Origin of the sequence: Hymenobacter polaris (assembly GCF_012927305.1) — a bacterium.
Taxonomy (GTDB): domain Bacteria; phylum Bacteroidota; class Bacteroidia; order Cytophagales; family Hymenobacteraceae; genus Hymenobacter; species Hymenobacter polaris.
On the sequence record NZ_JABBGH010000001.1, the window covers coordinates 1136704 to 1161057 of the forward strand.

Consider the following 24354-nt stretch of genomic DNA (forward strand, 5'->3'; position numbering starts at 1 on the left):
CCCGTTATTTGGCGAAAATCCTCCCTGAATGGCTTCTCCCACTACCTCCCCTCCTACTACCGACGCGCCCGGCCACTTCAAGCGCGCGCTTACGCTGTTTGATGCCGTGATGCTCGTCACGGGCTCCATGATTGGCTCGGGCATTTTCCTGGTGTCGGCCGACATTGCCCGGCAGGTGGGCTCGGCGGGCTGGCTGCTGGTGGTGTGGCTGCTCACGGGCCTCATCACCATGGCCGGCGCCATTAGCTACGGCGAGCTGGCGGCCATGTTCCCCAAGGTGGGCGGGCAGTACGTGTACCTGCGCGAGGCCTTCGGGCGGCTGGTGGCGTTTCTCTACGGCTGGACGCTGTTTCTGGTCATCCAAACCGGCGTTATCGCGGCCGTGGCGGTGGCCTTTGCCAAGTTCACGGGCGTATTGCTGCCCTGGTTTTCGGTCAAGCACGTGCTGTTCAGCCTAGGGCCCTTTCCCATTAGCTCAGTGCAGGTGCTGGCCATTCTGCTCATCGTGGCCATCACGGCCGTGAACGCGCGGGGCGTGCAGGCTGGCAAGCTCATCCAGAACGTGCTGGGCTCGACCAAGCTCGTGGCCCTGGCGCTGCTCATCTTGTTCGGCTTGTTTCTGGGGCTGAACGCCGACGCCGTGCAGGCCAATTTCCACGACCTCTGGCACGCTACGCGCTCGCCGGCGCCGGGCGTGGGCGGGACGGTGGTACCGCTCAGCAGCGGGGCGCTCGTTATTGGCATCGGCATGGCCATGACCGGCTCGCTGTTCTCGTCCGATTCGTGGAACAACATCGGCTTCGCGGGCGAGGAAATCCAGAACCCCGAGCGCACCTTGGTGCGCAGCATGGCCCTAGGCACGGCCATCGTCACGACGCTCTACATCCTCATCAACGTGGTGTATTTGCTGGTGCTGCCCCTGCAGGGCTCGCCCGAGGCCGCTACCCTAGCCGGCCGCGGCATTCAGTACGCCACCGACGACCGGGTGGCCACTGCCGTGGCCGAGTCGGTAATGGGCCGGGCGGGCGCTTACGTGCTGGCGGTGCTCATCATGCTCAGCACCTTCGGGGCCAACAACGGCATCATCCTGAGCGGGGCCCGCGCCTACTACGCCATGGCTAAGGACGGCCTGTTTTTTCCGGGGCTGGCCCGCCTCAACCGGGCTGGGGTGCCGGGCCGGGCGCTGTGGGTGCAGTGCCTGTGGGCCAGTTTGCTGTGCCTGAGCGGCAGCTACGGGCAGCTGCTCAACTACGTCATGTTTTCGGTTATCCTGTTCTACCTCATCACGATAATCGGCATTTTCGTGCTGCGCCGCACTCGGCCCACCGCGCCCCGCCCCTACCGCGCCTGGGGCTACCCGGTGCTACCGGGCATTTACGTGGTGCTGGCCTCGGCCTTCTGCATCATCCTGCTCATCGCCCCTGACACGGCCGAGTACTCGCGCTACGGCCTGGGCCTGGTGGCCCTAGGGCTGCCGGTGTACCTGCTGTTTGGGCGCCGGATGAGCGTGTAGGAAGTCAAAAGTGAGGAGTTAAAAGTTAAAATCCCCGGCTTCACATGGAGGCCGGGGATTTTAACTTTTAACTCCTCACTTTTGACTTCCTACTGAAACGCGGCCTTAAGGCGGTCGGCGGCGTGGTTTTGGGCGTCGACGGCGAGGGGCACGAGGTCGTAGGTACCAAAGAACTCGTGGGTGGTGCCCGCGTAGAGCGTGTAGTCCGTGCTCACGCCGGCGGCCGTTAGCTTGTCGCGCAGGCTCTGGCCCTCGGTTTGCAGCGGGTCTATTTCGGCGGCGATAATCGTGGTGGGTGGCAGGCCTTTGAGGTCGGCTACGTCCACCAGCGAAATGAGGCGGTTGTCGCCATCGGCCGGCGAGTTAAAATACAGGCCGCTGAAATACTGGATGTTGGCCTGGTTCAGGGGCATAGCATTGGCGTATTTCTGGTAAGAGGCCGTGGTCATGTTGTTGTCGGCCTCGGGGTACACCAGCAGCTCGTGCACGGGCAGGGCCAGGCCGCGCTCCTTGGCCAGCAGGCACACGGCGGCGGCCAGGTTGCCCCCGGCGCTCTCGCCCGCCACGGCAATTTTAGCCGGGTTCACCCCTAGGGCCGCCGCATTATCGCGCACGTACTTGTAGGCGGCGTAGGCATCCTCGTGGGCCGCCGGAAACTTGTTCATAGTTTCGGAAGCCAGGCGGTAATCTACCGAGAACACGATGGCCCCAGTGTTGTTGGCCAGCGCCTTAGCTGACGGCTCATACACGTCGAGCGAGCCAATGACGAAGCCCCCGCCGTGGTAATACACGATGGCCGGTAGGGTGCCGCTCGCGTTGGCAGGCTTGTACACCCGCACCGGCACGCCATCGGCAGCCGAGCCGGCAGTGTTTGTCTTAAGCACCATCTGACTGATGGTCAGGTTAAAAGACGAGGCAGCGCGGTTGTTTTTGGCAAGCAGCGCCCGCACGGCGTCGCCGCTCACGCTGTGCGTCATGCGGGCCTGGCGGGCCGAGAGCGTGGGCAATGCCGGGTCATTGAAGGCAATAAACTGCTCGATAACGGCCCACATCTGGTCGTTCTCGTTGGGCGCGTAGCTGGGCTTGGCCGTGGTTGGCTGAATGAGACTGGGCGACGAGTCGCTGTCTTTTTTGCAAGCAGCCAGCGGGCCGCCCAGGCTGGCGGCCAGGCCGGCCAGCACTAGCAGGCGGGGTAAAGGCCGGCTGGCCAGCCCGCGCGTGGAGGAAACAGTAATCATACGTGAAGCAGGGGGCTAAAATTTTATTTTCCCTACGCACGCCAGTACCGTCAATGTTGCAATTATTTATTCTTAACAACCAACTACTTAAGCCGCACTACGGGGCTTGTTAGCAAGCAGGCAGCCACTTAAGAAAGGCACGGTTGCGTCTTTCTTAAGTGGCTGCCCTAATGTTGCGGAGCGCGCTTAGCCTGCGTCTGCGCCCCATTTTCAACTGATGTTGCCCTGTTCCATCCTAGTGCCCCTAGGGCCTGCGTGCTCAACGGGGCGTTACGGACGAGCGGGCCGCCGTCGAGTCGGCGCTGGTACTTACCGCATCGGGGGCAGGGGCAGTTAGGCTGGCTTTCACCGAGTCTTGCGCTTCCGCGCCTGCGGGCAGCGTTACCGATGAGCCGGCTGGTTGGGTGGGCGAGTTGCAGCTAGCCACGCCAGCCGCCAGCAGGAAGGCTAGGGCACTTACCCCGGCCTTTTTTTTGAGTTGAAAGCGCACGATATGCAGCGAAATAAATAACCTGGCAGCGCAGGCTGGGCACCGGGCCACCTACTACGCTACTTGGTTGAGTGAAAAAAGGCCTAGGAGCAGCACTGCCCCTAGGCCACCATCGACTAGCTACCTCACTAGGCAGCAGCTAGTTGCTAGTTTCGTCCTGGGGCTTGCGGGCGGGGCCGCTGGTGTGGTCTTCGCCCAGGCGCTGGTCGTGCATCCGAATGCCGTCGCCCAGCTCGTAACTGCCTTCCTCGGTGAAGCCGGGGCCCTGGGCCTGCTCGCCGGCCGTGGCGTGGTTATTGCCGCCCTGGGGCTCGGTTTCCGAGCCGCCAATGTGCAGGTTGCTCAACTGGTCTTTCTGGTCGCTGCGCTGCGTATAGGCGTTGGCGCCGGTGTTGCGGGCGGCGCTGGCGTCGTTGCTGTCCTTGTTGTTGCTTTGGTCGCGCTGGTAGTCGCGCTGCTTCTCCAGCTCTTCGTTGTGGGCACCGGGCACGTTGTTCACCGGGTTTTGGTTGGAGCCCTGGTGTTCTTGCTCGCCCGTTTTGGGCTTGTTTTCGTCGAAAATCTCGTCGTTGAGTAACATATTAGGGGGAGGGAAAAGGGTAAAGGCTTGGGCGGAAAAGGCAGCCTAGGGCCCGCACCGGTAAACTTCGCGCGGGCCGCCGCCGTTGTTGCATACGCGGAGCCGGGGGCGGGGTTATCGTTGTTGCCTTCCCCAGCCCATCTTTTCGCCCCATGGAACTCGCTAAGCTCTACCGCCCTACCCGCTTCAACTCCTGGCAGTTCATCGCCTTCACCGGCCTGCTGATGAGCGCCGGGGCCCAGGTGCTCATCCGCTACGTATTTGCCCGGCCCCTGCCCGCGGGCTACCAGTGGCTCTACGTGTGTTGGGCGGCGCTGTTTGTGGTGGGCGCGCTGGTCAATTTATTCGGCAAGGAGCGGCCGGCCGGGCATCACCACCATTAGTAGTAACTAACGTTTGGTGAGTAGTGCTTAATGTCGCCTGTCATTGTCTGGTGCGCTACACGCTCGCGATTCTAGGCGACGTTAATCACTATCCCCCATCCGTGCGTATAGAGCCTTTAGCCGGTGAATTGCAGCTGTCTGCCTACTCTATACCGGCCAGCTGCTTCCAGCTTTGCACCTTTATACCTATGCGGAACAACCTGCCTTTTCTGGCGGCCGGCCTGCTGGCGCTGAGCCTGGCGGCATGCGGCGGCAAAAAGAAGGATGCGGCCCAGAAAGGCCCGCCCAAAATTCAAACCTACCCCGTGCTCAGGCTACGCCCCGATACGGTGACGCTGTTTCAGGACTACCCGGCCACCATTCAGGGCAAGCAGAACGTGGAAATTCGGCCCAAGGTGGATGGCTACGTGGAGGCCATTTACGTGGACGAGGGCGCCAACGTACTTAAGGGCCAGAAGCTATTCAAAATTAGCGCCCCGCAGTACGAACAAGAGGTGCGCACGGCCCGCGCCGGCATCAAAACCGCCCAGGCCGACGTGGATGCCGCCGAGATGACCGTGCGCAAGGTGTCGCCGCTGGTGGCGCGCGGCATCATCAGCAAGTACGAGCTGGAAGGCGCCCAGTACACCCTCGAAAGCAAGCAGGCCGCCCTGGCCCAGGCCCGCGCCACGCTGGCTAATGCCCTCACTAACCTAGGCTACACGGTCATTACCAGCCCGGTAGACGGCGTGGTGGGCACCATCCCCAACAAGATTGGCGCGCTGGTGAGCAGCACGTCCGCCGACCCGCTCACCACCGTGTCGGGCACGGCCGACGTGTACGCCTACTTCTCGCTCAGCGAGAAGGCACTGCTGAACTTTGTGCAGCGGCGGCCCGGCGCCACCCTGCAAGACAAGCTGGCCAACCTGCCCAACGTGCGCCTGGTGCTGGCCAACGGGGCGGTGTATCAGTACCCTGGCCGGGTGAAAACGGCCATCGGCTCGGTAGATACTGAAACGGGCGCCAGCACCTTCCGCGCCACCTTCCCCAACCCCAACGGCCTGCTGCGCAGCGGCGGCAGCGGCGCGGTGCGCACCGTGCAGCCCATGCGCAATGTGCTCGTCATTCCGCAGAGCGCCACCTACGAGCTGCAGGGCAAGCGCTTTGCCTACGTGGTGGGCCGCGACACGGCCGTGTACGCCGCGCCCATCACCGTCACGCCCACGCCCGATGGCCAGTCGTTCGTAGTGGATGCGGGCCTGAAGCCGGGCGAGGAAGTGGTGTTGCAGGGCGCCGCCAGCCTCAAGGACGGCACCAAGATTAAGCCCGTGGTGCAGTCGGCAGCCAAGGCCAAGGCGGACGTAAAAGGGTAACGCTGCTTTAAGGAGCGTTTGTCATGGCGAGCCCGCGAAGCAATCGCACTAGAATAGTGGCCCTAGGGTTTCATGCGGGTTGCGATTGCTTCGCGAACTCGCAATGCCAAACGATTAGCTACTAATTGCAATGCTAAAGATATTCATCGAGCGGCCCGTTTTATCAACGGTTATCTCCGTTATCCTGGTGCTGCTGGGGGCCCTAGGGCTGCTCACGCTGCCCATTGCGCAGTATCCCGATATTTCGCCGCCCACCGTGCAGGTGTCGGCCAGCTACGCGGGTGCCAACGCCGACGTGGTGCTCAAGAGCGTGATTACGCCTTTGGAAGAGCAGATAAACGGCGTGGAGGGCATGACCTACATGACGTCCTCGGCCACCAACGACGGCTCGGCTAGCATCCAGGTGTACTTCAACGTAGGGCGCGACCCCGACCAGGCGGCCGTGGACGTGCAGAACCGCGTGGCCAGCGCCACCAGCCTGCTACCCCAGGAAGTGACCCTGGCCGGCGTGACGGTGCGCAAGCAGCAGAGCAGCAACCTGTTGATTTTTGCGCTCTACAGCGATAACCCGGCCTACGACCAAACCTTCCTGCAGAATTACGCCCAGATTAACATCACCCCTAGGGTGCGGCGCGTGACGGGCGTGGGCGCCTCCAACGCGTTCGGCTCGCGCGACTACTCGATGCGCATCTGGCTGAAGCCCGACGTGATGGCCATCTACGGCCTGGTGCCGGCCGACATCACCGCCGCGCTGGCCGACCAGAACGTGTACGCCGCGCCGGGCAAGTTTGGCGAAAACTCCGACCAGAGCTTCCAATACGTCATTCAGTATACCGGCAAGCTCATAAATGCCGAGCAGTTTGGGGACATCGTGCTGCGCGGCACCGCCCAGGGCCAGCTGCTGCACCTGCGCGACGTGGCCCGCATCGAGCTGGGCGCCCAGGCCTACAACAGCAACAGCGCCACCTTCGGCAAGCCCTCGGTGGGCATCTCGGTCAACCAGACGCCGGGCTCCAACGCCCGCGCCGTGATTGAGAAGTCGGTGAAGGTGCTGGAAGACGCCTCCAAGTCGTTTCCGGCCGGCGTCAAGTACACGACGCTGGTGAACGTCAACGATTTCCTGGACGCCTCGATTGACAAAGTAATCCACACCCTGCTCGAAGCCTTCGCGCTGGTGTTTCTGGTGATTTTCATCTTTTTGCAGGACTTCCGCTCCACCATCATCCACGGGGTGTCGGTACCGGTGTCCATCATCGGTACCTTCTTCTTCCTCAAGCTGTTCGGCTACAGCATCAACCTGCTCACGCTGTTTGCGCTGGTGCTGGCCATCGGCATCGTGGTCGATGATGCCATTGTGGTGGTGGAGGCCGTGCACGGCAAGCTCGAAAGCGGCTACACCTCGGCCCGCAAGGCGGCCATCGACGCGATGGGCGAAATCAGCGGCGCCATCGTCAGCATCACGCTCGTGATGGCGGCGGTATTCTTGCCCGTTACGTTTATTGAGGGCTCTACCGGGGTGTTTTACAAGCAGTTCGGCATCACGCTGGCCATCGCCATTCTCATTTCGGCGGTGAACGCGCTAACCTTGTGCCCGGCCCTGGCGGCGCTGTTTCTGCTGCCGCCCGACCACGGCGACGAGCCCGCCAAGGTGGATGCCGACCCTAGGGCCCCGGCTGGCACCCCACCGCCGCAGCCCAAGCTCAGCTACCGGCAGCGCTTCAGCCGGGCTTTCAATGCGGCCTACGACGGGCTGGTGGCCAAGTACACGCGGGGCGTCGAGTTTCTGGGGGGGCACAAGGTACTGGCGCTGGCGGGCGTAGCAGGCTTCGGCGTGGCGCTGTATTTTTTGATGACGGGCACGGCCAGCAGCTTCGTGCCGGCCGAGGACATGGGCACCATCTTCGTGAACGTGAGCTTGCCGCCGGCCTCGTCGCTGGAGCGCACCACGGCCATCAACACGCAGGTGGACAGCCTCATCCGGGGTATTCCGGCGGTGCGGGGCACGCTGCGCATCTCGGGCCAGAACTTCCTGGCCGGCAGCGGCAGCAGCTACGGCATGGTGATTGTGCGCCTCAAGCCCTGGGACGAGCGCGACCAGGACAACGTGCAGGTTATCGACCAGATTAATAAGCTCACCAGCGGCATTCGGGGGGCCGATATTCGTAGCATCTCGCAGCCTACCATCACGGGCTTCGGGGCTACCAGCGGCTTCACCTTCCAGATTCAGGACCAGGGCGGGCACAGCATCGCCCAGTTTTACAAGGTGGCGCAGGACTTTTTGGCGGCTCTCAACCAGCGGTCCGAAATTCAGTTTGCTACCACGGCCTTCAACCCCGGCTTCCCGCAGTATCAGCTGGCCGTGAACGTGGCTAAGGTGAAGGAAGCAGGCCTGACGGAAGCCAACATCTTGAACGCCATGCAGGTGTACTACGGCGGGCTGTACGCCACCAACTTCAACGAGTTTGGCAAGCAGTACCGCGTAATGGTGCAGGCCGACACCAGCTACCGCGCCAGCCCGGCCGGCCTGAGCAAGATATTCGTGCGCACCAACACCAGCGAGATGGCGCCCATCTCGGAGTTTGTGACGCTGACGCGCATCTACGGCCCCGAAACGCTCAACCGCTTCAACCTCTTCACGGCCATCTCGGTGAACGGCTCGCCCAAGGAAGGCGTCAGCTCGGGGCAGGCGCTGGTGGCCATTCAGGAAGTGGCGGCCCAGAAGCTGCCGGCCGGCTACGGCTTCGAGTTCTCGGGCATCAGCCGCGAGGAAGAAGGCTCGGGGCGGCAGTCACTCTACATTTTCGGGCTTTCGCTCATTTTCGTGTATTTGCTGCTGAGCGCGCAGTACGAGAGCTACTTGCTGCCGTTCGCGGTGCTGCTCTCGCTGCCCATCGGCCTCACGGGCACCTACTTATTTGCTAAGCTACTGGGGGTGGATAACAACATCTACCTCCAGATTTCGGTGATTATGCTCATCGGCCTGCTGGCCAAGAACGCTATCCTCATCGTGGAGTTTGCCGCCCAGCGCCGCCTGCACGGCCTAGGGGTAGCCGAAGCGGCGCTGGAGGGCGCTAAGGCCCGCCTGCGCCCCATCCTGATGACCTCGCTGGCTTTTGTAGCGGGTTTGTTGCCGCTGCTTTTTGCCCACGGCGCCGGCGCCAACGGCAACCGCAGCATTGGCACCGGGGCCATTGGCGGCATGCTGTTTGGCACGCTGGTGGGCGTGTTTTTCGTGCCGGTGCTCTACATGGTGTTTGAGGGCTTGCAGGAGCGCATCAGCGGGCCGCCCAAAACCCAGGAGCAACTTGATAAGGAAGAGCAGGAGGGCGGCCCCAAAGGCCCCCAGAACGACGAGCAAAAGCAGGCGAAGGAAAACAAGCAGGCGCGCCCCGAGCCGGCCGAGGAACTGGTAAACCACTAAGCCGGCGCAAGTTGCCCTAGGGGCCTCTGCTGCTGTGGGAAAGGCCCTAGGGAACGCCCCTGCGCCGCCGCGCTTCGTATAAGCATTAAACTCAACGCAATGCGTTTTCAAGCTAGTTATAAGCTACTTACTCCTCTCCTGCTGCTGGCGGCCAGCGGGTGCGGCCTGCTACACCCCTACGGGCGGCCCGACACGGCCACCACCGGCCTGTACCGCGACGTGGCCACGGCTGATACCACCACCCTGGCCAACCGTCCCTGGCAGCAGCTTTTCACCGACCCGCAGCTGCAAAAGCTTATCGCCGAAGGCATTGCCAACAACCGCAACCTGCAGGTAGCCGATGCGCGCATTGCCCAGGCCCAAGCCCTGCTGGCCCAGAGCCGGGCGCAGTTTCTGCCCAGCCTCAGCGGGCGCGCCACCACCACGCTTACCCGCACGGGCGGCGCCTTTGTGAGCACCGGCGTAGGCGGTGGCACTACCACTACCGGCGGCACTGTGGGCGGCACTACCGGCACCGGTGGCACTACCGGCACTGGTGGCACCACCGGCACAGGTACTGGTACGGGTGGTACTACGGGCACGGGCGGCACTACGGGTACCGGCACCACTACGGGCACGGGCAGCACGGGCACCACCACTACCACCGACCAATCGACCATCGTGACGGGCGGGGCGGCCCACCAGTACTTGCTAGGCCTCAGCAGCAGCTGGGAAGCTGACGTGTGGGGCAAGCTGCGCAGCAACCGCCGCTCATATTACGCTGCCGTGCTGCAAAGTGAGGCCTACCGCCGCGTGGTGCTCACCCAGCTCATTGCCGACATTGCCGACAACTACTACGGCCTGCTGGCCCTCGATGCGCAACTGCAAATCACGCAGCAAACGGTGCAGAACCGCATTCAGGACGTGGAGGTGATGAAGCTGCTGCTGGAAGGCGACGTGGTGACAGGCGCGGCCGTGGTGCAAAGCGAAGCCCAGCGCTACGCCGCCGAAGTCACCATCCCCGACTTGCAGCGCAGCATTCGGGAAACCGAGAACCTGCTGGCTACGCTGCTGGGCCGCGTGCCCGGTCCCATTGAGCGCGGCACGCTGGCCGCCCAGGCCGCGCCGCCCGAGCTGCTCACCGGCATCCCCAGCCAGCTGCTGCGCAACCGCCCCGACGTGCAGCAGGCCGAGTACGCCTTCGAAAGCGCCTTTGAGAGCACCAACGCAGCCCGCGCCTACTTCTACCCCAGCTTCACCATCTCGGCCAACGCGGGCCTCACTAGCACCACCATTGAGAACCTGTTTTCGCCCACGGCCGTGTTTGCCAGCATCGTGGGCGGCCTGGCCCAGCCCATCTTTAACCAGGGCATCAACCGCGCGCGCCTGCGCCGGGCCGAGGGCTTGCAGCAGGAGTACTTGGCCACCTACCAGCAAACGATGTTCACGGCCGGCCAGGAGGTGAGCAACGCCCTCTTCGCCTACCAAAGCGCCCAGGATAAGATGCGCATCCGGGCCCAGCAGCTCGACGCGCTGCAAAAATCAGTAGATTACACCCACGAGTTGCTCCGCGCCGGCTTCGCCAACTACACCGAGGTGCTCACCGCCCAGCAGGCCCAGCTGCAAGCCCAGCTCAACGGCGTGAACGACCAGCTGCAGCAGCGCCAAGCCGTTACCGACCTCTACCACGCCCTAGGGGGCGGCTGGCGGTAAATGGGCAGGAAGACTAGCGTAAACCCAGAGTGGTGGGGTCGCGGCGAGCATCTACCACGCCCGCTACTTCGGTAACGTTCGGCGTCAGCCAGTAATACAAGCTAACGGCCGCAACGCTGGCCGCAGCACCAACACCGGGTACTTTCCGGTTGCAATCCAATCAGCTGGATTTTTTCCGCAATAGCGACAAGTAGGTTGGTGCGGGCGCGAGTTGAATATTGTCCGGCTGCCTATCTAGAGCTTCCAGCTGGGCGACAGCTTGCGGCGCAAAAATGACTGGCAGGCTCATGCGGGGGTGGCCAGCAGACGGGCAAGTACTTCAGCTGCCGGAATGCCTTTGCCTTCATCCAGCTCTTGCGTTGCCTGGTCTAGCCGGGTCTGCCAGGCCGGGCTCAGCTCGGGCGCGGTGGCTACTTGGGGTGCCAGCAGCGCCGTCCGCAGTATTTCCAGGTCCTGAATTTGGTCGATGAGCTCATGCAGTTGAGCCCGAAAAGGCAGCTAGTTTGGGGTGGTGGCGGCTTCCATAGTTTTTAAAGATACTACTATAAAGCGCTGACCCTATCGCGCCGGGTCGGGGGCGGGCACTGGCTTGGGCGCCTCAACTAGCAGCACAGAGGCTGGCAAAGTCTCAATTGAGTTGAAATGAGCAGGTGTCCCATTTAAATATGAGGAAACCATATACCTCGCCAGCTTGGTACGCCCATATTAGGACGCACGTGTAGCGGGTCTAGCGTGCTTACATCTACATCAACGATACTGCTGACTACGATGGGCGCTTGGCCGGGCGAATAGAATTCGGAATTCTGCAGAATAGCTAACACGTCGTTAAATGAGTAGCCGGTCACGCCAAAATACCGAGTTGCCGGAAAGCTGCTCATCGGATTTTCTACTTCGACCCAGTAGCGAGTTAAAAGTTTGGCTGGCAAAATCTTGTGTCTATTAAAAGGCTTACTTGCCGCTTCAGTTTTCACTAAATGCACTGGTTCTCTACGCCACTGGCAAGGCCGTTTTTCGCCATAACTATAGCTAACTACAGGTACCTATCCATAACCTGCATCAAACGCGCTCGCAGCTACCCTTTCGGCGCGGGCACCGGCTTTGTTGGCTCGCCCAGCAGCCGGAAATGGTGCTTGAAGAACACCAATAGCAGCGTAAAAAACAAGTTGATGCTGTTGCCGAACAAGATGGGTAGGTTGTGGAAGTACACGCCGTACACCAGCCACAGCATGCAGCTAATGGCGCCCACGGCCAGCATGGGCCCGCTCAGGCCGTTGGCCGAGCGGGTGCTCCAGGTGTGCACCACCTGCGGAAAGAAGGTGAGCGCCGAGAATCCAGCCGCTACCAAACCTACATCGCTAAAAACTGCTGCTGAAAGTGCCATACGTACGCGTTAAACCTAAACCTACCCCTAGGGCCTCGGCTGGCCGCTAAGACGCCAGTTGGCGCAGCACCTCTTTGGCTTTGCTAACGTGGTCGGTGGCCCCGGTCATAGAGTTGAAGATGTAGACAATTTTGCCCACCGCATCAAGTACGAACGTGACACGGCCCGGCAACAGCCCCAAAAACGCCTTGGGCACCTCGTAGAGCTTGCGCACCCGCCCGCCCGCGTCGGCCAGCAGCGGAAACGGCAGGCGGTGCTTCTGGGCAAACTTCTGGTGCGAGGTTTCGCTGTCGGAACTGATGCCTACCACCTGCGCCTCTAGGGCCAGAAAATCCTCGTACTGGTCGCGAAAGGCGCAGGCCTCGGCCGTGCAGCCTGGCGTATCGTCCTTAGGATAGAAGTAAAGCACCACTGGCTGGCCCCGCAAATCGGCTAGGTGGAAAGTGTCGCCGCTGCCAGTGGGCAGCGAAAAATAGAGGGCTAGGTCGCCAAATTGAAGCATGCTCTTAGTGAATAGCGATTAGGGCTCAGTGAGTAGTGGCTGATAGCTCAAGCGCTAATCACTAACTATTACTTTGTTAGCCAGCCGTTGGCGGCCAGCCACTCGCGCAGGCGCTCTATCCACTGGTCTTGGGTGGTCGAGTTGTTCATGCCGAAGCCGTGGCCGCCTTTGGGGTAGAGATGCATCTCGGCCGGCACTTTGTGGCGGGCCAGCGCCTGATAAAACGCCAGGCTATTGCCTACCGGCACTACGGTGTCGTCTTCGGCGTGCACCAGAAACACGGGCGGCGTTTGGCTTGTCACTTGCAGCTCGTTGGAATACTCCCGAATTTGGGCGGCGCTGGCCGTAGCCCCCAGCAGGTTATCGCGCGAGCCTTTGTGCATGAGGCTGTCCGAGAAGCTAATAACCGGGTAGAGCAGCACCGCAAAGGCCGGCCGCACCGACTCGGGGCCGGGGTTGCTGCCCACGGGCCGCGCAAAGTGGGTGGCCGCCGTAGCCGCCAGGTGCCCCCCGGCCGAGAAACCCATTATCCCGATGCGCTCGGGGTTGATATGGTACTGGCTGGCTTGCGCCCGCACCAGGCGCAGGGCCTGCTGCGCATCCAGCAGCGGGGCAATACTGGGGTCGGGCTGCGAGCGGGTATTAGGCAGGCGGTACTTCAGCACGAAGGCCGCCACGCCCATTTCGTTGAGGCGCTTGGCCACGTCGTAGCCCTCGTGGCCCATAGCCAGCCGGGCGTAGCCCCCACCGGGGCAAATGATAACGGCCGTGCCGGTGGCTTGGTTGGGGGCGGGCAAATACACCGTCAGAGTGGGCTGCACCACGTTGGCTACCGTGATGCGGTTGCCCTCGGTGGTACTGGTTTCCTGTACCTGGCTGGGCTTAGAGTCGGGCACCGAACCCGCGTAGAGCGGGAGCACGGGGTGCTGAATATCCTGGGCCAACACGGCGGCGGGTAGTGCGAGCGCCAGTAGCCCGGCTGCCAGCAGTGAGAAAGTAATTTTCATGCGAAGGCACCGGCTGATTGAATACGGGAAAGGCCGCCGGCGTGCCCTCCAACAACGTAATGCCACCCTTTTCGGTTAAGCGGCTTTGCTCAGGCGGCCACCCCTAGGCGCCGGGCCAGCACCTGCGCCACCTCGGCTAGGCGGCGGCCAATAAGCTGGCTGGTGGCGGGGTCGGCCAGGTCGAGGTGCGAGCTGCGCGAAGCTAGGTAGCGCGTGAGGGCCGCATTATCGTCGAGCGCCTGGGCTAGCTCCTGCTGCGCATCGTCCCACTCGGCGGGTTGGCTGGCCGCCAAGTATTGGTGACGTAGCTCAATGGTGCCGCTCACCAAATCGGCCAAGCGCGTGAGTACCGCGGCCTGCTCCTCCGAAAATGTCCGCTGCTGCTTGTCAATGATGGCCAGCATGCCCAGGCGGGCGCCGTTGCGGGCGTGCAGCTGCGCGCCGGCATAAAAATTCAACCCTATGGCCTGGGCCACGTCGGGCTTAATCAGGGTGCAGCTAGCGGGCTGGTAGTCCGACACTACTACCCGCTCGCTGACCAGAATGGCGGCCGCGCACATGCTTTCCTCGCGCACCAGCTGCGGCACTTCGGCCCCCACAATGGCCTTAAACCACACGAAATCGGCATCGACCAGCGAGATAAGGGCGATGGGCGTGCCAAAAAGCTGGGCTGCCCAGGTCGAAAAGTTATCGAAAATTAACTCGGGCGTGGTGTTGATAAGCTGAAACTGGTGCAGCGTGCGCAGGCGCACGGCATCGTCGGCGGGCAGCAGCGTTGCGGGGAAGGTGGGGGGCATTACTTAACTTAATAGTTGGCTTCGTCGCTGGGCAAGTCAAGCAACATAAATTGGGCGTCCTTGGTGGCCGTTATCTCCAGCACATCCTCGTTGCTGATGCGGGCCTGGTCGCCGGGGCCCAGCTCCTGGCCCAGCACGCGCACGCAGCCCTGCCGCACGTAGAGGAAGCTGAAGCGCAGCGGAAAGGTTTTAAACAGAATACTCTTGCCGCAGTCAAGATTCGCCCAGTAAACGGTGCTGTTCGAGTTCAGGTACACCACGTCTTCCAGCACGCGCTGCCCGGTGGCCAGCGGAATCAGCTCGTTGCTCGGGCCTTTCAGAAAGCCGGGGTCCTTTTGCTCGTAGCTGGGAGCTAGGCCCGACTGACTCGGCATGAACCAGAGCTGGTAGAGCTGCAGGGCTTTGTCCTGGCGGTTCATCTCGGAGTGCGCCACGCCGGTGCCGGCCGTCAGGCGCTGCACCTCGCCGGCCTGCGTGGTGGTGCGGTTGCCTAGGGTGTCTTCGTGCGTCACTTCGCCTTCCAGCACGAGGGTGATAATTTCCATCTCGGAGTGCGGGTGCTGCGGAAAGCCGTTTTGAGGCGCGATGGAGTCGTCGTTGAACACCCGCAGCGGGCCGAAGTGCACGTTGCCCTTATCGTAGTAATCGGCAAACGAAAACAGGAAATAGGAGCTGAGCCAGGGAGCGGGAGCCGCGTGGTGCCGGTCGGCGGCAGGGATGTAAGCAAGCATAAGTAAAAGGGGGAAGGCGGCAAGGTAGCCGCCAGTAGCGCACCCTGTGGCTATTCTTACGAAAACGCGCCCGCACGGTTAGCAACCGTCTTTAATCCTATTCACCAGCCATTATTTCGAGCCTTGTTGAATCCCAAACGTTTGAAAATTACTCAATACGTTAACGCGCTTTTTAACAATATTTTGCGCGAGACATAAGCGCCCTATTGCCTTTAGGAAAAGGAGGTGAATTTTTGATTAAGTAGCTCAGCAACAACACTTATTCAGCTTAAATAATCCAAATTATATGCTCAACCATGCGCGTGGTCGTTGTAACATTGCGGCACCCATTTCCCACCTCTACCCTCCTACCTATGCTACCTTTCTTTCGGGGTGCCGGGCGGCTTGGCGCCGCCGCTACGCTACTGCTAGCCACCAGCTGCGCCCACGACACTCTTGGCCCCACCGCCGGCCCGGCGCCAGCCAATGCCACCACGGCGGCCAACGCCACCAGCACCGTGCCTGGCACCATGATGCAGGGCTTTTACTGGGACGTGCCCGCCACTACCAACAACCAAACCTGGTGGCAGCTGCTGGGCAGCCAGGCCACCGAGCTGAGCCAGGCGGGCATTACGGCCATGTGGCTGCCGCCGGCCTACAAGGGCAGCGCCGGCGGCTACGACGTAGGCTACGGCGTGTACGACCGCTACGACCTGGGCGAGTTCAACCAGAAGGGCACCGTGGCCACGCACTACGGCACCCTAGGGCAGCTGCAAAGCTGCATCAGCAGCCTGCACGGCCAGGGCATTCAGGTATACGAGGACGTGGTGATGAACCACCTGACGGGCGCCGACTACCAGGAAAGCTTTACCTACAACGGCCAGAATTTTAACGTTTACACGGGTTTCAACTATCCCGGCCGCGGCACCACCTACAGCAGCTACCAGTGGCACTACTACAACTTCAACGGCGCGCAGCAGGGCGCCAATAACAGCTGGCTGCAGTGGAACCCCTGGGATTTTCAGCCCTACGACAATGGCGACGCCTACGACAACCTACTGGGCTGCGAAATCCGCTACTCCGACCAAAACCAGGTCAACGAAACCATTAACTGGGGCAACTGGCTGACCACCAAGCTTAATCTAGACGGCTACCGCATCGACGCGGCTAAGCACATGTACACGCCCTTCCTCAACAACTGGCTGGACAAGGTGAAGGGCACCCGCTTTGCCGTGAGCGAGGTATGGTTTAACAGCGTGAGCGAGCTAAATGACTACGCCTCGGCCACGGGCGGGCGCACCAGCTTGTTTGACGTGCCGCTGCACTACCTTTTTAAGGCCATGAGCGACGGCAATGGCAGTTGGGACATGCGCGGGCTGGAGTTTGCCGGCTTCACCGAAGCCAACGGGCCACTGTCGGTATCGTTCGTAGACAACCACGATACTGACACGCCGGGCGGGCTCAACTCGCCGGTCGTTAACCTCAAGCTGTTGGCCTATGCCTACATTCTGACCCGCGAAAAAGGCTACCCCTGCGTGTTCTACAAGGACTACTATACTTACGGCCTAGGGCCCCAGATTAAGACCCTGAACCTGCTGCGCCAAGCGCACGCCTACGGGGCGGGCTACGAGTACACCAACCAAGACGACGCCGACGTGTACGCCTACTCGCGGGCCGGCGACGCCAGCCACACCGGCCTGCTGACCATGCTGAACGACGGCGGCAGCAACGCCACCAAAACGCTGACCACCCCCTTCAAGAACGCGACCCTGACTGACTTGACTGGCAACACCAGCGGCACCGTCACGACCGATGCCAACGGCACCGGCACCTTCGCCGTGAACTCGCGCTCGTATGCCGTGTGGGTACCCAAGCCCACCACCAGCGTCACGTTCAACATCACGTATAGCAACACGGTAAGCGGCCAGGATTTGTACATCGTGGGCAGCACCGGGCAGCTTGGGGCTTGGAACACCAGCAACGCCCTTAAGCTGAGCGGCGCCGCCTACCCGAAGTGGACGGTGACCGTGCCGCTGACGGCCGGCATCGGCGTAAGCTACAAGTACTTCCGCCGCGACCAATCGGGCAATATCCTGTGGGAAGGCGACCCCAATAACACGCTGACGCCCAGCGGCACCACCCAGACGGTGAACGATACCTGGCACTAACCGGCATAGCTGCTGCCCCCTAGTCCGCCGTGCCGGGCTTGCCGAAGCTGCGCTCCCGCCCCCTAGGGGTTGTTTAGGCGAGCATTTCGGCGAGCCCGGCACGACGTTCTTTTGGGGACGTCCGTATGCTGGTCTTTACCCACTTCTCTCTTTCCATGACTGAACCCACCCGCCTCGAACACGATTTCCTGGGCGAAATGCCCATTCCCGCCTCAGCTTACTACGGCATTCAGACGCTGCGGGCGCTGGAAAACTTCCACATCACGGGCATTCCCATCAAGGCCGAGCCGCTGTTTGTGCAGGCGCTGGCTTACGTGAAGAAGGGAGCGGCGCTCACTAATAAGGAGCTGGGCGTGCTCGACCCGGCTATTGCCGACTACATCGGGCAGGCCTGCGACCGGGTGGCCGGCGGCGAGTTCGACGACCAGTTCCTGACCGACATGATTCAGGGCGGCGCGGGCACCAGTGTCAATATGAACGCCAACGAAGTAATTGCCAACGTGGCCCTGGAGCTGATGGGCCACCACAAGGGCGAGTACCAGTATTGCCACCCCAACAACCACGTCAACTGCTCGCAAAGCACCAACGACGCCTACCCCACGGCCTTTCGCATTGCGCTGAACAACAAGCTAGTGGGCTACCGCGATACCCTACGCGAGCTGGCCGACGCCTTCGCCGCCAAGGGCGAGGAGTTTCGCAACGTGCTGAAGATGGGCCGCACCCAGCTGCAAGACGCCGTGCCCATGAGCATGGGCGACGAGTTTCACGCCTTTGCCACCAACCTGCGCGAGGAGCTGCTGCGTATCGACGACTCGCGCCGGCTGATTGCCGAAATCAACATGGGCGCCACCGCCATCGGCACCGGCGTGAACACGCCGCCCGGCTACGCGGGTCTGGTTACTAAGCACCTGCGCCAGATTACGGGCCTCGACCTTAGTTTGGCCGGCGACCTCATTGAGGCTACTTACGACACCGGCGCCTACGTGCAGCTGAGCGGCGTGCTCAAGCGCACGGCCGTGAAGCTGAGCAAGATATGTAACGACTTGCGCCTACTCAGCAGCGGTCCTCGGTGCGGCATCAACGAAATAAACCTGCCTGCCCTGCAGCCCGGTAGCAGCATCATGCCCGGCAAGGTGAACCCGGTTATCCCGGAGGTCGTCAACCAAACGGCGTTCTACGTCATCGGGGCCGATACCACCGTGACCATGGCCGCCGAGGCCGGCCAGCTGCAGCTCAACGTGATGGAGCCGGTCATTTCCTTTGCCCTGTTCACCAGCATCAGCTACCTCACCAACGCCTGCCGCACCCTGCGCGAGAAGTGCGTGGTGGGCATTACGGCCAACGTGGAGCACGCCGCCAACCTGGTGTACAACAGTATTGGCATCGTGACGCAGCTTAACCCGGTGCTGGGCTACGAAGCCAGCGCCAGCATCGCCAAGGAGGCCCTGGCCACCGGCAAGTCGGTGCACGACATCGCCGTAACCGAGCGCCAACTGCTAACGCAAGCCAAGTGGGACGAGATTTTCACGTTTGAGAATCTGATTCGGCCAGTGTTTATGCAATAGGCGGCCCTAGGGATATAAAAGGCGGTCATGCTGAGCTTGCCGAAGCATCTCTACCGCGCCGCCTAGGGGTATCCCAATGGCGTGATAGAGATGCTTCGGCAAGCTCAGCATGACCGCCTTTTTAGTTTTGGCGGGGCCCTAGGCCTCCGGCGTCGGGTTTTCAATTTCGCGCGCCAGCTCGGCGTACCACGCGGCCCCGTAGCGGCGCTCTAGGGGCTCCTGCAAGAACTTGTAGACTGGCACGCCCAGCTTGGCCCCGAACGAGCAGGCCGGCGAGCAAATATCCCAGCGGTCGTAGTTGAGCGCCTCGAAGCCCTCGTACTTCGTGACGCGAATCGGATACAGATGGCAGCTAATGGGCTTTTTAAACGTGGTAGCGCCCGCTAGGTACGCCTCCTCAATGCCGCATTTCAGGATGCCTTTGCCGTCGTAGAGCGCATAGGCGCACTCCCGGTCGTTGATGGTGGGCGTGCTGTAGTCGCCCTCCCAGTCCTCGATATATAGCCCTTGTGCGGCGATGGCCGCCCGGCCCGCGTCGTTCAAGAAGGGCTCAATCTTGGGATATTCTTGCTGCAAGATGGCCAGCTCCTCGGTTTCGAGCGGCGCGCCTAAGTCGCCTTCCACGCAGCAAGCACCCTTGCAGGCGTCGAGGTTGCAGACGAAGAAGTTCTCGGCCACGTCGTCGGAAATAACGGTATTCTGGATAACTATCATCAGGCAGCGAATTTATCGGCGGGCAAATGCGGTTAGTAAGCGGGCGTGGCTAGCGTGGGCAACCACCACCTAGGGCTAATTTGGCTAGCACAAAGATACCGCCCCGCGCCCCCAAGAACTTATCTTTGCCGACTAGCCGCGGCGTGCTCTTCCGGCCCGGCTATCCCGCTCACGTATTTTGTAAAAGCTAACGGCTAGTGGCTAATAGCTAGCAGCTCACTTACATGGCTTTAGATTATAACGCGCTACTGAACCCCTCGCAGGCCGCCGCCGTGCTCCAAACCGAGGGCCCCTGCATGATTATCGCCGGCGCCGGCTCGGGCAAAACGCGGGTGCTCACCTACCGCATTGCCCACCTGCTCGAAAAAGGCGTGGACCCGTTTAATATCCTAGCCCTCACCTTCACCAACAAGGCAGCCAAGGAGATGCGCGCCCGCATTGAGAAGGTGGTGGGCCCCAACGCCAAGAACCTGTGGATGGGCACTTTCCACTCAGTGTTTGCCAAAATCCTGCGCTCGGAGGCCGACAAGATTGGTTTCCCGCGCTCGTTCACCATCTACGACACCCAGGACTCGCGCACGCTGGTAAGCCAGATTGTGAAGGAGCTGGAGCTGGACGACAAGCTTTACAAGGCCAGCACGGTCCTAGGGCGCATTTCGGCGGCCAAGAACAAGCTGGTGAGCGTGGCCCAGTACCTCAACGACCCCGTAATTCGGCAGGACGACGAGGCGGCGTTGCGACCCAAGATTGGCGTCATTTACCAGCAGTACCAGCAGCGTTGCTTCAAGGCCGGCGCCATGGACTTTGACGACCTACTCTACCAAACCAACGTGCTGTTTCGGGACCACCCCGACGTACTGAACAAGTACCAGAACAAGTTTCGGTACGTGATGGTGGACGAGTATCAGGATACCAACTACTCGCAGTACCTGATAACGCGCAAGCTGGCGGCCAAGGAGCGCAATATCTGCGTGGTGGGCGACGACGCGCAGAGCATTTACGCCTTCCGCGGGGCCGATATAAGCAATATTCTCAATTTTGAGAAGGACTACCCCGAGCTGAACGTGTTCAAGCTGGAGCAGAACTACCGCTCGACTAAGAACATCGTGTGGGCCGCTAACTCGGTGATTAAGAACAACCAGGAGCAGCTGCGCAAAAACGTGTTCTCAGAAAACGAGGACGGCAACCTGATTGAGGTGATTAAGGCGGCCAGCGACAACGAGGAGGGCAAGCTGGTGGCGCAGAGCATCTACGAGGACAAGATGAACCAGCGCCTCAGCTACGACGACTTCGCCATCCTTTACCGCACCAACGCCCAAAGCCGGGCCATGGAAGAATCGCTGCGCAAGCTCAACGTGCGCTACAAGATTGTGGGTGGCCTGAGCTTTTACCAGCGCAAGGAAATCAAGGATTTAGTGGCGTATCTGCGCCTCACGGTGAATCCCAACGACGAGCAGGCGCTGCGCCGGGTAATTAACTACCCCAAGCGCGGCATCGGCGACACCACCATCAGCAAGCTGATAAACGTGGCCGAGGAAAGCAACCACACCCTGTGGGAAGTGGTGAGCAACGCCGACCAGTTTATGCCGGCCCGGGTGAGCAATCCGGTGGTAGGCTTTGCCGAAAAAATCAAGAGCTACACTGTGGTGGCGGCCAAGGAAGATGCCTTCGAAGCGGCCAAGTTCATCGCCAAGAACTCGGGCATGATTGAGGAGCTGTACGCCGACAAAAGCATTGAAGGCCTATCGCGCTACGAGAACATTCAGGAATTGCTGAACGGCGTGAAGGAGTACGTGGACGACCCCGAGCGCGAAGACAAGTCGCTAGGGGCCTTTTTGCAGGATATTGCCCTCGTGACGGACTCCGACGTGAAGGACGCCGCCCAAGAAGGCGAGGCCGTGACGATGATGACGATTCACTCGGCCAAGGGCCTGGAATTTCGCAACGTGTACATCGTGGGCCTGGAGGAAAACCTCTTCCCCAGCCAGATGATGATAACCTCTAGGGCCGACCTGGAGGAGGAGCGCCGCTTGTTTTACGTGGCCATCACGCGGGCTGAGAAGAAGCTGACGCTCAGCTACGCTACCTCTCGCTACCAGTGGGGCAATTTGCGCAGCTGCGAGAAGTCGCGCTTCCTGGATGAGATTGACCCGCAGTTCCTGAACGTGAAGTTTGCGGCCGGCCCGGCCGAGCGCGAGCAGCCCTTCCAGCACGTGTTTGAACGCCGCTCGAACCTGGTGGCCGCCCCGCCGCGCAAGACCGTGGCCACCAAGTACGTGGCCCCGGCCGACTTCAAACCCTCGGACACCACTAACTTGCAGGCCGGCCAGCGCGTAGAGCACCCCAAGTTCGGCTTTGGCCAGGTGGCTACCATCGAAAAGCAGCAGGGCACCGTCAAGGCCATCATCCAATTTGAGGAGGTGGGCGAGAAAACTTTGCTGCTCAGCTTCGCCAAGCTGCGGGTGCTGTAGCGCGGAGTTGCGCAAAGTTGGCGAAGTTTCGCAGAGTTTTTCAACCATTCGCCTTTGCGAAACTCTGCCAACCCTGCGAAACTGCGCGCTAAAAACAAGTATACTTAAATGCAAGAAATACCCACCCAACTGCCCTTTCACCTGCAACTGCTGGTGCGTGAATACGGGCACAGCACCTACCAGCTCATCCAGAGCCTGGCCCAGATTGAGGACGTGGCCGAGCGCACGCGCCGCGCTGCCGGCATCGTGCAGCTGATGCTGCGCCTGCGCCCCAGCCTGCGCGAGGTGCCCGACGTGCAAACCCGCCTCTGGAACCACCTGCACGCGCTGGCCGGCGAAGACGTGGCCCTGGATGCGCCCGTGCCGCTATCGCCGCCGCGCCTCTATACCGCCCGGCCCAAGCGCGTGGAATACCCTAGGCAGGCGCCCAAGCTCAAGGCCTACGGCCGGGGCGTAGAGGCGCTGGTGGCCAAGGCCCTGACGCTGCCCAGCGACACCGAGCGTGAGCAGGCCGCCGTGCAGATTGGCCGCACCATGAAGTTTCTGTTTCGGCAGCACAACAAAGAAAACGCCAAGGATACCACCATTATCCGGCATCTGGCCGAGCTGAGCGGCGGGCAACTCAAGCTGGACGCGCAAGTGGTGGCCGACCAAGGCTTGTTTGAGCTGCCCGCTACTGCTGCGGCCAGCAACCAGCCCGCCTCCGGAGCCAGCCGTCCCGAGCGCAGTGAGCGCCGCCCGGAAGGCAGCTTCGGTGGCGATAAGGGCAACAAGAAAAATGGGAAGAAGCGCAAGAAATTTCGCAACGAGCCGCAGCAGCCCCCGCAGTAGGGTGCGGCCACCCCTAGGGCCTGTACTCGGCCTCAAGTCCTGCTGGGCTGGCGGCCCCGCCCACTGGGCGGGGCCGCTTTTTTAGCAACCCTAGGCGCCTGGCAGCTAGCTTTGCACCCCCCAATCGGCCCCACGGGGCGCCGTTGGCTTATTGATTATTGCTCACTGATAACTGATACTTGAAGTAGATGGCTGTTTTTGAAGTGCGCGGGGGGCGTAAGCTGCAAGGCGAGATTGTGCCGCAAGGCGCTAAAAACGAGGCGCTCCAGATTTTGTGCGCCGTGCTGCTCACCGGCGAGCCGGTTACCATCGGCAACGTGCCCAACATCCGCGACGTGAATAAGCTCATCGAGCTGCTGCGCGATATGGGCGTGAAGGTGGGCCAGGTGGCGCCCGACACCTACGTGTTTCAGGCCGAGGACGTGCGCCTCGACTACCTCGACACGCCTGCCTTCGTGGCCCAGGCCCGCGAGCTGCGCGGCTCGGTGATGCTGCTCGGGCCCCTGCTGGCGCGCTACGGCCGCGCCCAGTTGCCCAAGCCGGGCGGCGACAAAATCGGCCGCCGCCCGCTCGACACGCACTTTGTAGGCCTTGAAAAGCTCGGTGCCCAGCTCACCGTGGAGGGCACCGACTTCTACCGCTTACACACCGAGGGCAAGCTGCGCGGCGCCCACATGCTGCTCGACGAGGCCAGCGTGACGGGTACGGCCAACATTGTGATGGCCGCCGTGCTGGCCGAGGGCACCACCACCATTTACAACGCCGCCTGCGAGCCCTACCTGCAGCAACTCTGCCGTATGCTGGTGCGCATGGGTGCTAACATTCAAGGCATTGGCTCCAATTTGCTCACCATTGAGGGCGTAGAGCGCCTAGGGGGCACCGAGCACCGCATGCTGCCCGACATGATTGAGATTGGCTCGTTCATCGGCCTGGCGGCCATGACGGGCTCGGAAATCACCATCAAGGACTGCCAGATTCCGGAGCTGGGCATCATTCCCGATACTTTCCGCAAGCTGGGCATTCAGCTGGAGTTCCGGGGTGATGACATTCACATTCCGGCCCAGGAGCACTACGAGTTGGCTACCTACCTCGACGGCTCCATCCTAACGGTGAGCGACCACACCTGGCCGGGCTTCACGCCTGACTTACTGAGCATTATCCTGGTAGTAGCCACCCAGGCCAAGGGCACGGTGCTCATCCACCAGAAGATGTTTGAATCGCGCCTGTTCTTCGTGGACAAGCTCATCGACATGGGCGCCCAGATTATCCTCTGCGACCCGCACCGCGCCACCGTCATCGGCCTCGACAACCAAAAACAGTTGCACGGCATCACCATGTCGTCGCCCGACATCCGGGCGGGGGTGGCCCTGCTCATCGCCGCGCTCTCGGCCGAAGGCACCAGCCGGATTCTGAACGTGGAGCAGATTGACCGCGGCTACCAGCATATCGACGAGCGCCTCAACGCCCTCGGGGCCGACATCCGGCGCCTGTAGCGGCCTAGGGCCCTGGCTCACTAAAAAAGCCCCGCGTCCGGACTGG

19 protein-coding genes are annotated in these 24354 nt (G+C 61.6%); 10 read left to right on the top strand and 9 right to left on the bottom strand.

Features of this window, described 5'->3' with window-relative positions; all coding sequences use genetic code 11:
* Nucleotides 1-28: 28 nt before the first annotated feature.
* Complete coding sequence (locus HHL22_RS04800; protein WP_169529807.1) at nucleotides 29-1513, top strand: APC family permease; 1485 nt, start codon at nucleotides 29-31, stop codon at nucleotides 1511-1513.
* Between the two features lie 89 nt (nucleotides 1514-1602).
* Here HHL22_RS04800 and HHL22_RS04805 read toward each other — a convergent pair whose 3' ends face one another.
* From HHL22_RS04805 to HHL22_RS04815, 3 genes are all read right to left on the bottom strand, one after another.
* Nucleotides 1603-2751 carry an alpha/beta hydrolase gene (locus tag HHL22_RS04805; protein WP_169529808.1) on the bottom strand — a complete coding sequence of 383 codons (1149 nt, stop codon included), beginning with the start codon at nucleotides 2749-2751 and terminating at the stop codon, nucleotides 1603-1605.
* A 259-nt stretch (nucleotides 2752-3010) separates the two neighbouring features.
* Nucleotides 3011-3241, bottom strand: a complete 231-nt coding sequence (locus HHL22_RS04810; RefSeq protein ID WP_169529809.1) for a hypothetical protein — start codon at nucleotides 3239-3241, stop codon at nucleotides 3011-3013.
* Between the two features lie 139 nt (nucleotides 3242-3380).
* Nucleotides 3381-3821, bottom strand: a complete 441-nt coding sequence (locus HHL22_RS04815) for a hypothetical protein (RefSeq protein ID WP_169529810.1) — start codon at nucleotides 3819-3821, stop codon at nucleotides 3381-3383.
* A gap of 152 nt (nucleotides 3822-3973) precedes the next feature.
* On the opposite strand from HHL22_RS04815, the gene HHL22_RS04820 reads away from it, so the two are divergent.
* The 4 genes from HHL22_RS04820 (at nucleotide 3974) to HHL22_RS04835 (ending at nucleotide 10669) form a co-directional block, all read left to right on the top strand.
* Nucleotides 3974-4204, top strand: a complete 231-nt coding sequence (locus HHL22_RS04820; RefSeq protein ID WP_169529811.1) for a hypothetical protein — start codon at nucleotides 3974-3976, stop codon at nucleotides 4202-4204.
* 188 nt (nucleotides 4205-4392) lie between these two features.
* The gene (locus tag HHL22_RS04825; protein ID WP_169529812.1) at nucleotides 4393-5556 is read left to right on the top strand and encodes an efflux RND transporter periplasmic adaptor subunit; all 1164 of its coding nucleotides are present in this window, start codon (nucleotides 4393-4395) and stop codon (nucleotides 5554-5556) included.
* Nucleotides 5557-5686: 130 nt separating this feature from the next.
* The gene (locus HHL22_RS04830; protein ID WP_169529813.1) at nucleotides 5687-8977 is read left to right on the top strand and encodes an efflux RND transporter permease subunit; all 3291 of its coding nucleotides are present in this window, start codon (nucleotides 5687-5689) and stop codon (nucleotides 8975-8977) included.
* A gap of 99 nt (nucleotides 8978-9076) precedes the next feature.
* Complete coding sequence (locus HHL22_RS04835; RefSeq protein WP_169529814.1) at nucleotides 9077-10669, top strand: efflux transporter outer membrane subunit; 1593 nt, start codon at nucleotides 9077-9079, stop codon at nucleotides 10667-10669.
* A 1072-nt stretch (nucleotides 10670-11741) separates the two neighbouring features.
* Here HHL22_RS04835 and HHL22_RS04840 read toward each other — a convergent pair.
* The 5 genes from HHL22_RS04840 to HHL22_RS04860 all read right to left on the bottom strand — a co-directional run bounded on the left by HHL22_RS04840 (nucleotide 11742) and on the right by HHL22_RS04860 (nucleotide 15087).
* The gene (locus HHL22_RS04840) at nucleotides 11742-12050 is read right to left on the bottom strand and encodes a SemiSWEET family sugar transporter (RefSeq protein ID WP_169529815.1); all 309 of its coding nucleotides are present in this window, start codon (nucleotides 12048-12050) and stop codon (nucleotides 11742-11744) included.
* A 46-nt stretch (nucleotides 12051-12096) separates the two neighbouring features.
* The gene (locus tag HHL22_RS04845) at nucleotides 12097-12552 is read right to left on the bottom strand and encodes a peroxiredoxin (RefSeq protein ID WP_169529816.1); all 456 of its coding nucleotides are present in this window, start codon (nucleotides 12550-12552) and stop codon (nucleotides 12097-12099) included.
* A 68-nt stretch (nucleotides 12553-12620) separates the two neighbouring features.
* A complete protein-coding gene (locus HHL22_RS04850) occupies nucleotides 12621-13559 on the bottom strand; it encodes an alpha/beta hydrolase (protein ID WP_169529817.1) in 939 nt (312 codons plus the stop codon).
* A gap of 89 nt (nucleotides 13560-13648) precedes the next feature.
* Nucleotides 13649-14356: a GAF domain-containing protein gene (locus HHL22_RS04855; RefSeq protein ID WP_169529818.1), complete on the bottom strand. Its 708-nt coding sequence runs from the start codon at nucleotides 14354-14356 to the stop codon at nucleotides 13649-13651.
* Between the two features lie 8 nt (nucleotides 14357-14364).
* Nucleotides 14365-15087, bottom strand: a complete 723-nt coding sequence (locus tag HHL22_RS04860) for a pirin family protein (RefSeq protein ID WP_169529819.1) — start codon at nucleotides 15085-15087, stop codon at nucleotides 14365-14367.
* A 353-nt stretch (nucleotides 15088-15440) separates the two neighbouring features.
* Here HHL22_RS04860 and HHL22_RS04865 point away from each other — a divergent pair, with 353 nt between their 5' ends.
* Nucleotides 15441-17234, top strand: coding sequence for an alpha-amylase (locus HHL22_RS04865; protein ID WP_169529820.1), 1794 nt, complete (start codon nucleotides 15441-15443; stop codon nucleotides 17232-17234).
* 155 nt (nucleotides 17235-17389) lie between these two features.
* Nucleotides 17390-18799, top strand: a complete 1410-nt coding sequence (gene aspA, locus HHL22_RS04870; RefSeq protein WP_169529821.1) for an aspartate ammonia-lyase — start codon at nucleotides 17390-17392, stop codon at nucleotides 18797-18799.
* Between the two features lie 138 nt (nucleotides 18800-18937).
* Here aspA and HHL22_RS04875 read toward each other — a convergent pair whose 3' ends face one another.
* Nucleotides 18938-19513: a DUF3109 family protein gene (locus HHL22_RS04875; RefSeq protein ID WP_169529822.1), complete on the bottom strand. Its 576-nt coding sequence runs from the start codon at nucleotides 19511-19513 to the stop codon at nucleotides 18938-18940.
* Between the two features lie 224 nt (nucleotides 19514-19737).
* On the opposite strand from HHL22_RS04875, the gene HHL22_RS04880 reads away from it, so the two are divergent.
* The 3 genes from HHL22_RS04880 to murA all read left to right on the top strand — a co-directional run bounded on the left by HHL22_RS04880 (nucleotide 19738) and on the right by murA (nucleotide 24308).
* Nucleotides 19738-21984 (top strand): ATP-dependent helicase, encoded by a 2247-nt coding sequence (locus HHL22_RS04880; protein ID WP_169529823.1) that lies wholly within the window; start codon nucleotides 19738-19740, stop codon nucleotides 21982-21984.
* Nucleotides 21985-22092: 108 nt separating this feature from the next.
* Nucleotides 22093-22815, top strand: a complete 723-nt coding sequence (locus HHL22_RS04885) for a DUF4290 domain-containing protein (RefSeq protein WP_169529824.1) — start codon at nucleotides 22093-22095, stop codon at nucleotides 22813-22815.
* 188 nt (nucleotides 22816-23003) lie between these two features.
* On the top strand, nucleotides 23004-24308 hold the full coding sequence (gene murA, locus HHL22_RS04890; RefSeq protein ID WP_169529825.1) for a UDP-N-acetylglucosamine 1-carboxyvinyltransferase: 1305 nt from the start codon (nucleotides 23004-23006) through the stop codon (nucleotides 24306-24308).
* Nucleotides 24309-24354 lie beyond the last annotated feature (46 nt).

Excerpts from the sequence above, each read along its gene's own strand:
- HHL22_RS04875 (WP_169529822.1), bottom strand. The coding sequence starts at position 19,513 with ATGATAGTTATCCAGAATACCGTTATTTCCGACGACGTGGCCGAGAAC.
- murA (WP_169529825.1), top strand. The coding sequence starts at position 23,004 with ATGGCTGTTTTTGAAGTGCGCGGGGGGCGTAAGCTGCAAGGCGAGATT.
- HHL22_RS04805 (WP_169529808.1), bottom strand. The coding sequence starts at position 2,751 with ATGATTACTGTTTCCTCCACGCGCGGGCTGGCCAGCCGGCCTTTACCC.
- HHL22_RS04800 (WP_169529807.1), top strand. The coding sequence starts at position 29 with ATGGCTTCTCCCACTACCTCCCCTCCTACTACCGACGCGCCCGGCCAC.
- HHL22_RS04860 (WP_169529819.1), bottom strand. The coding sequence starts at position 15,087 with ATGCTTGCTTACATCCCTGCCGCCGACCGGCACCACGCGGCTCCCGCT.
- HHL22_RS04880 (WP_169529823.1), top strand. The coding sequence starts at position 19,738 with ATGGCTTTAGATTATAACGCGCTACTGAACCCCTCGCAGGCCGCCGCC.
- aspA (WP_169529821.1), top strand. The coding sequence starts at position 17,390 with ATGACTGAACCCACCCGCCTCGAACACGATTTCCTGGGCGAAATGCCC.
- HHL22_RS04865 (WP_169529820.1), top strand. The coding sequence starts at position 15,441 with ATGCTACCTTTCTTTCGGGGTGCCGGGCGGCTTGGCGCCGCCGCTACG.
- HHL22_RS04855 (WP_169529818.1), bottom strand. The coding sequence starts at position 14,356 with ATGCCCCCCACCTTCCCCGCAACGCTGCTGCCCGCCGACGATGCCGTG.
- HHL22_RS04885 (WP_169529824.1), top strand. The coding sequence starts at position 22,093 with ATGCAAGAAATACCCACCCAACTGCCCTTTCACCTGCAACTGCTGGTG.
- HHL22_RS04850 (WP_169529817.1), bottom strand. The coding sequence starts at position 13,559 with ATGAAAATTACTTTCTCACTGCTGGCAGCCGGGCTACTGGCGCTCGCA.
- HHL22_RS04825 (WP_169529812.1), top strand. The coding sequence starts at position 4,393 with ATGCGGAACAACCTGCCTTTTCTGGCGGCCGGCCTGCTGGCGCTGAGC.
- HHL22_RS04820 (WP_169529811.1), top strand. The coding sequence starts at position 3,974 with ATGGAACTCGCTAAGCTCTACCGCCCTACCCGCTTCAACTCCTGGCAG.
- HHL22_RS04830 (WP_169529813.1), top strand. The coding sequence starts at position 5,687 with ATGCTAAAGATATTCATCGAGCGGCCCGTTTTATCAACGGTTATCTCC.
- HHL22_RS04840 (WP_169529815.1), bottom strand. The coding sequence starts at position 12,050 with ATGGCACTTTCAGCAGCAGTTTTTAGCGATGTAGGTTTGGTAGCGGCT.
- HHL22_RS04835 (WP_169529814.1), top strand. The coding sequence starts at position 9,077 with ATGCGTTTTCAAGCTAGTTATAAGCTACTTACTCCTCTCCTGCTGCTG.
- HHL22_RS04815 (WP_169529810.1), bottom strand. The coding sequence starts at position 3,821 with ATGTTACTCAACGACGAGATTTTCGACGAAAACAAGCCCAAAACGGGC.
- HHL22_RS04845 (WP_169529816.1), bottom strand. The coding sequence starts at position 12,552 with ATGCTTCAATTTGGCGACCTAGCCCTCTATTTTTCGCTGCCCACTGGC.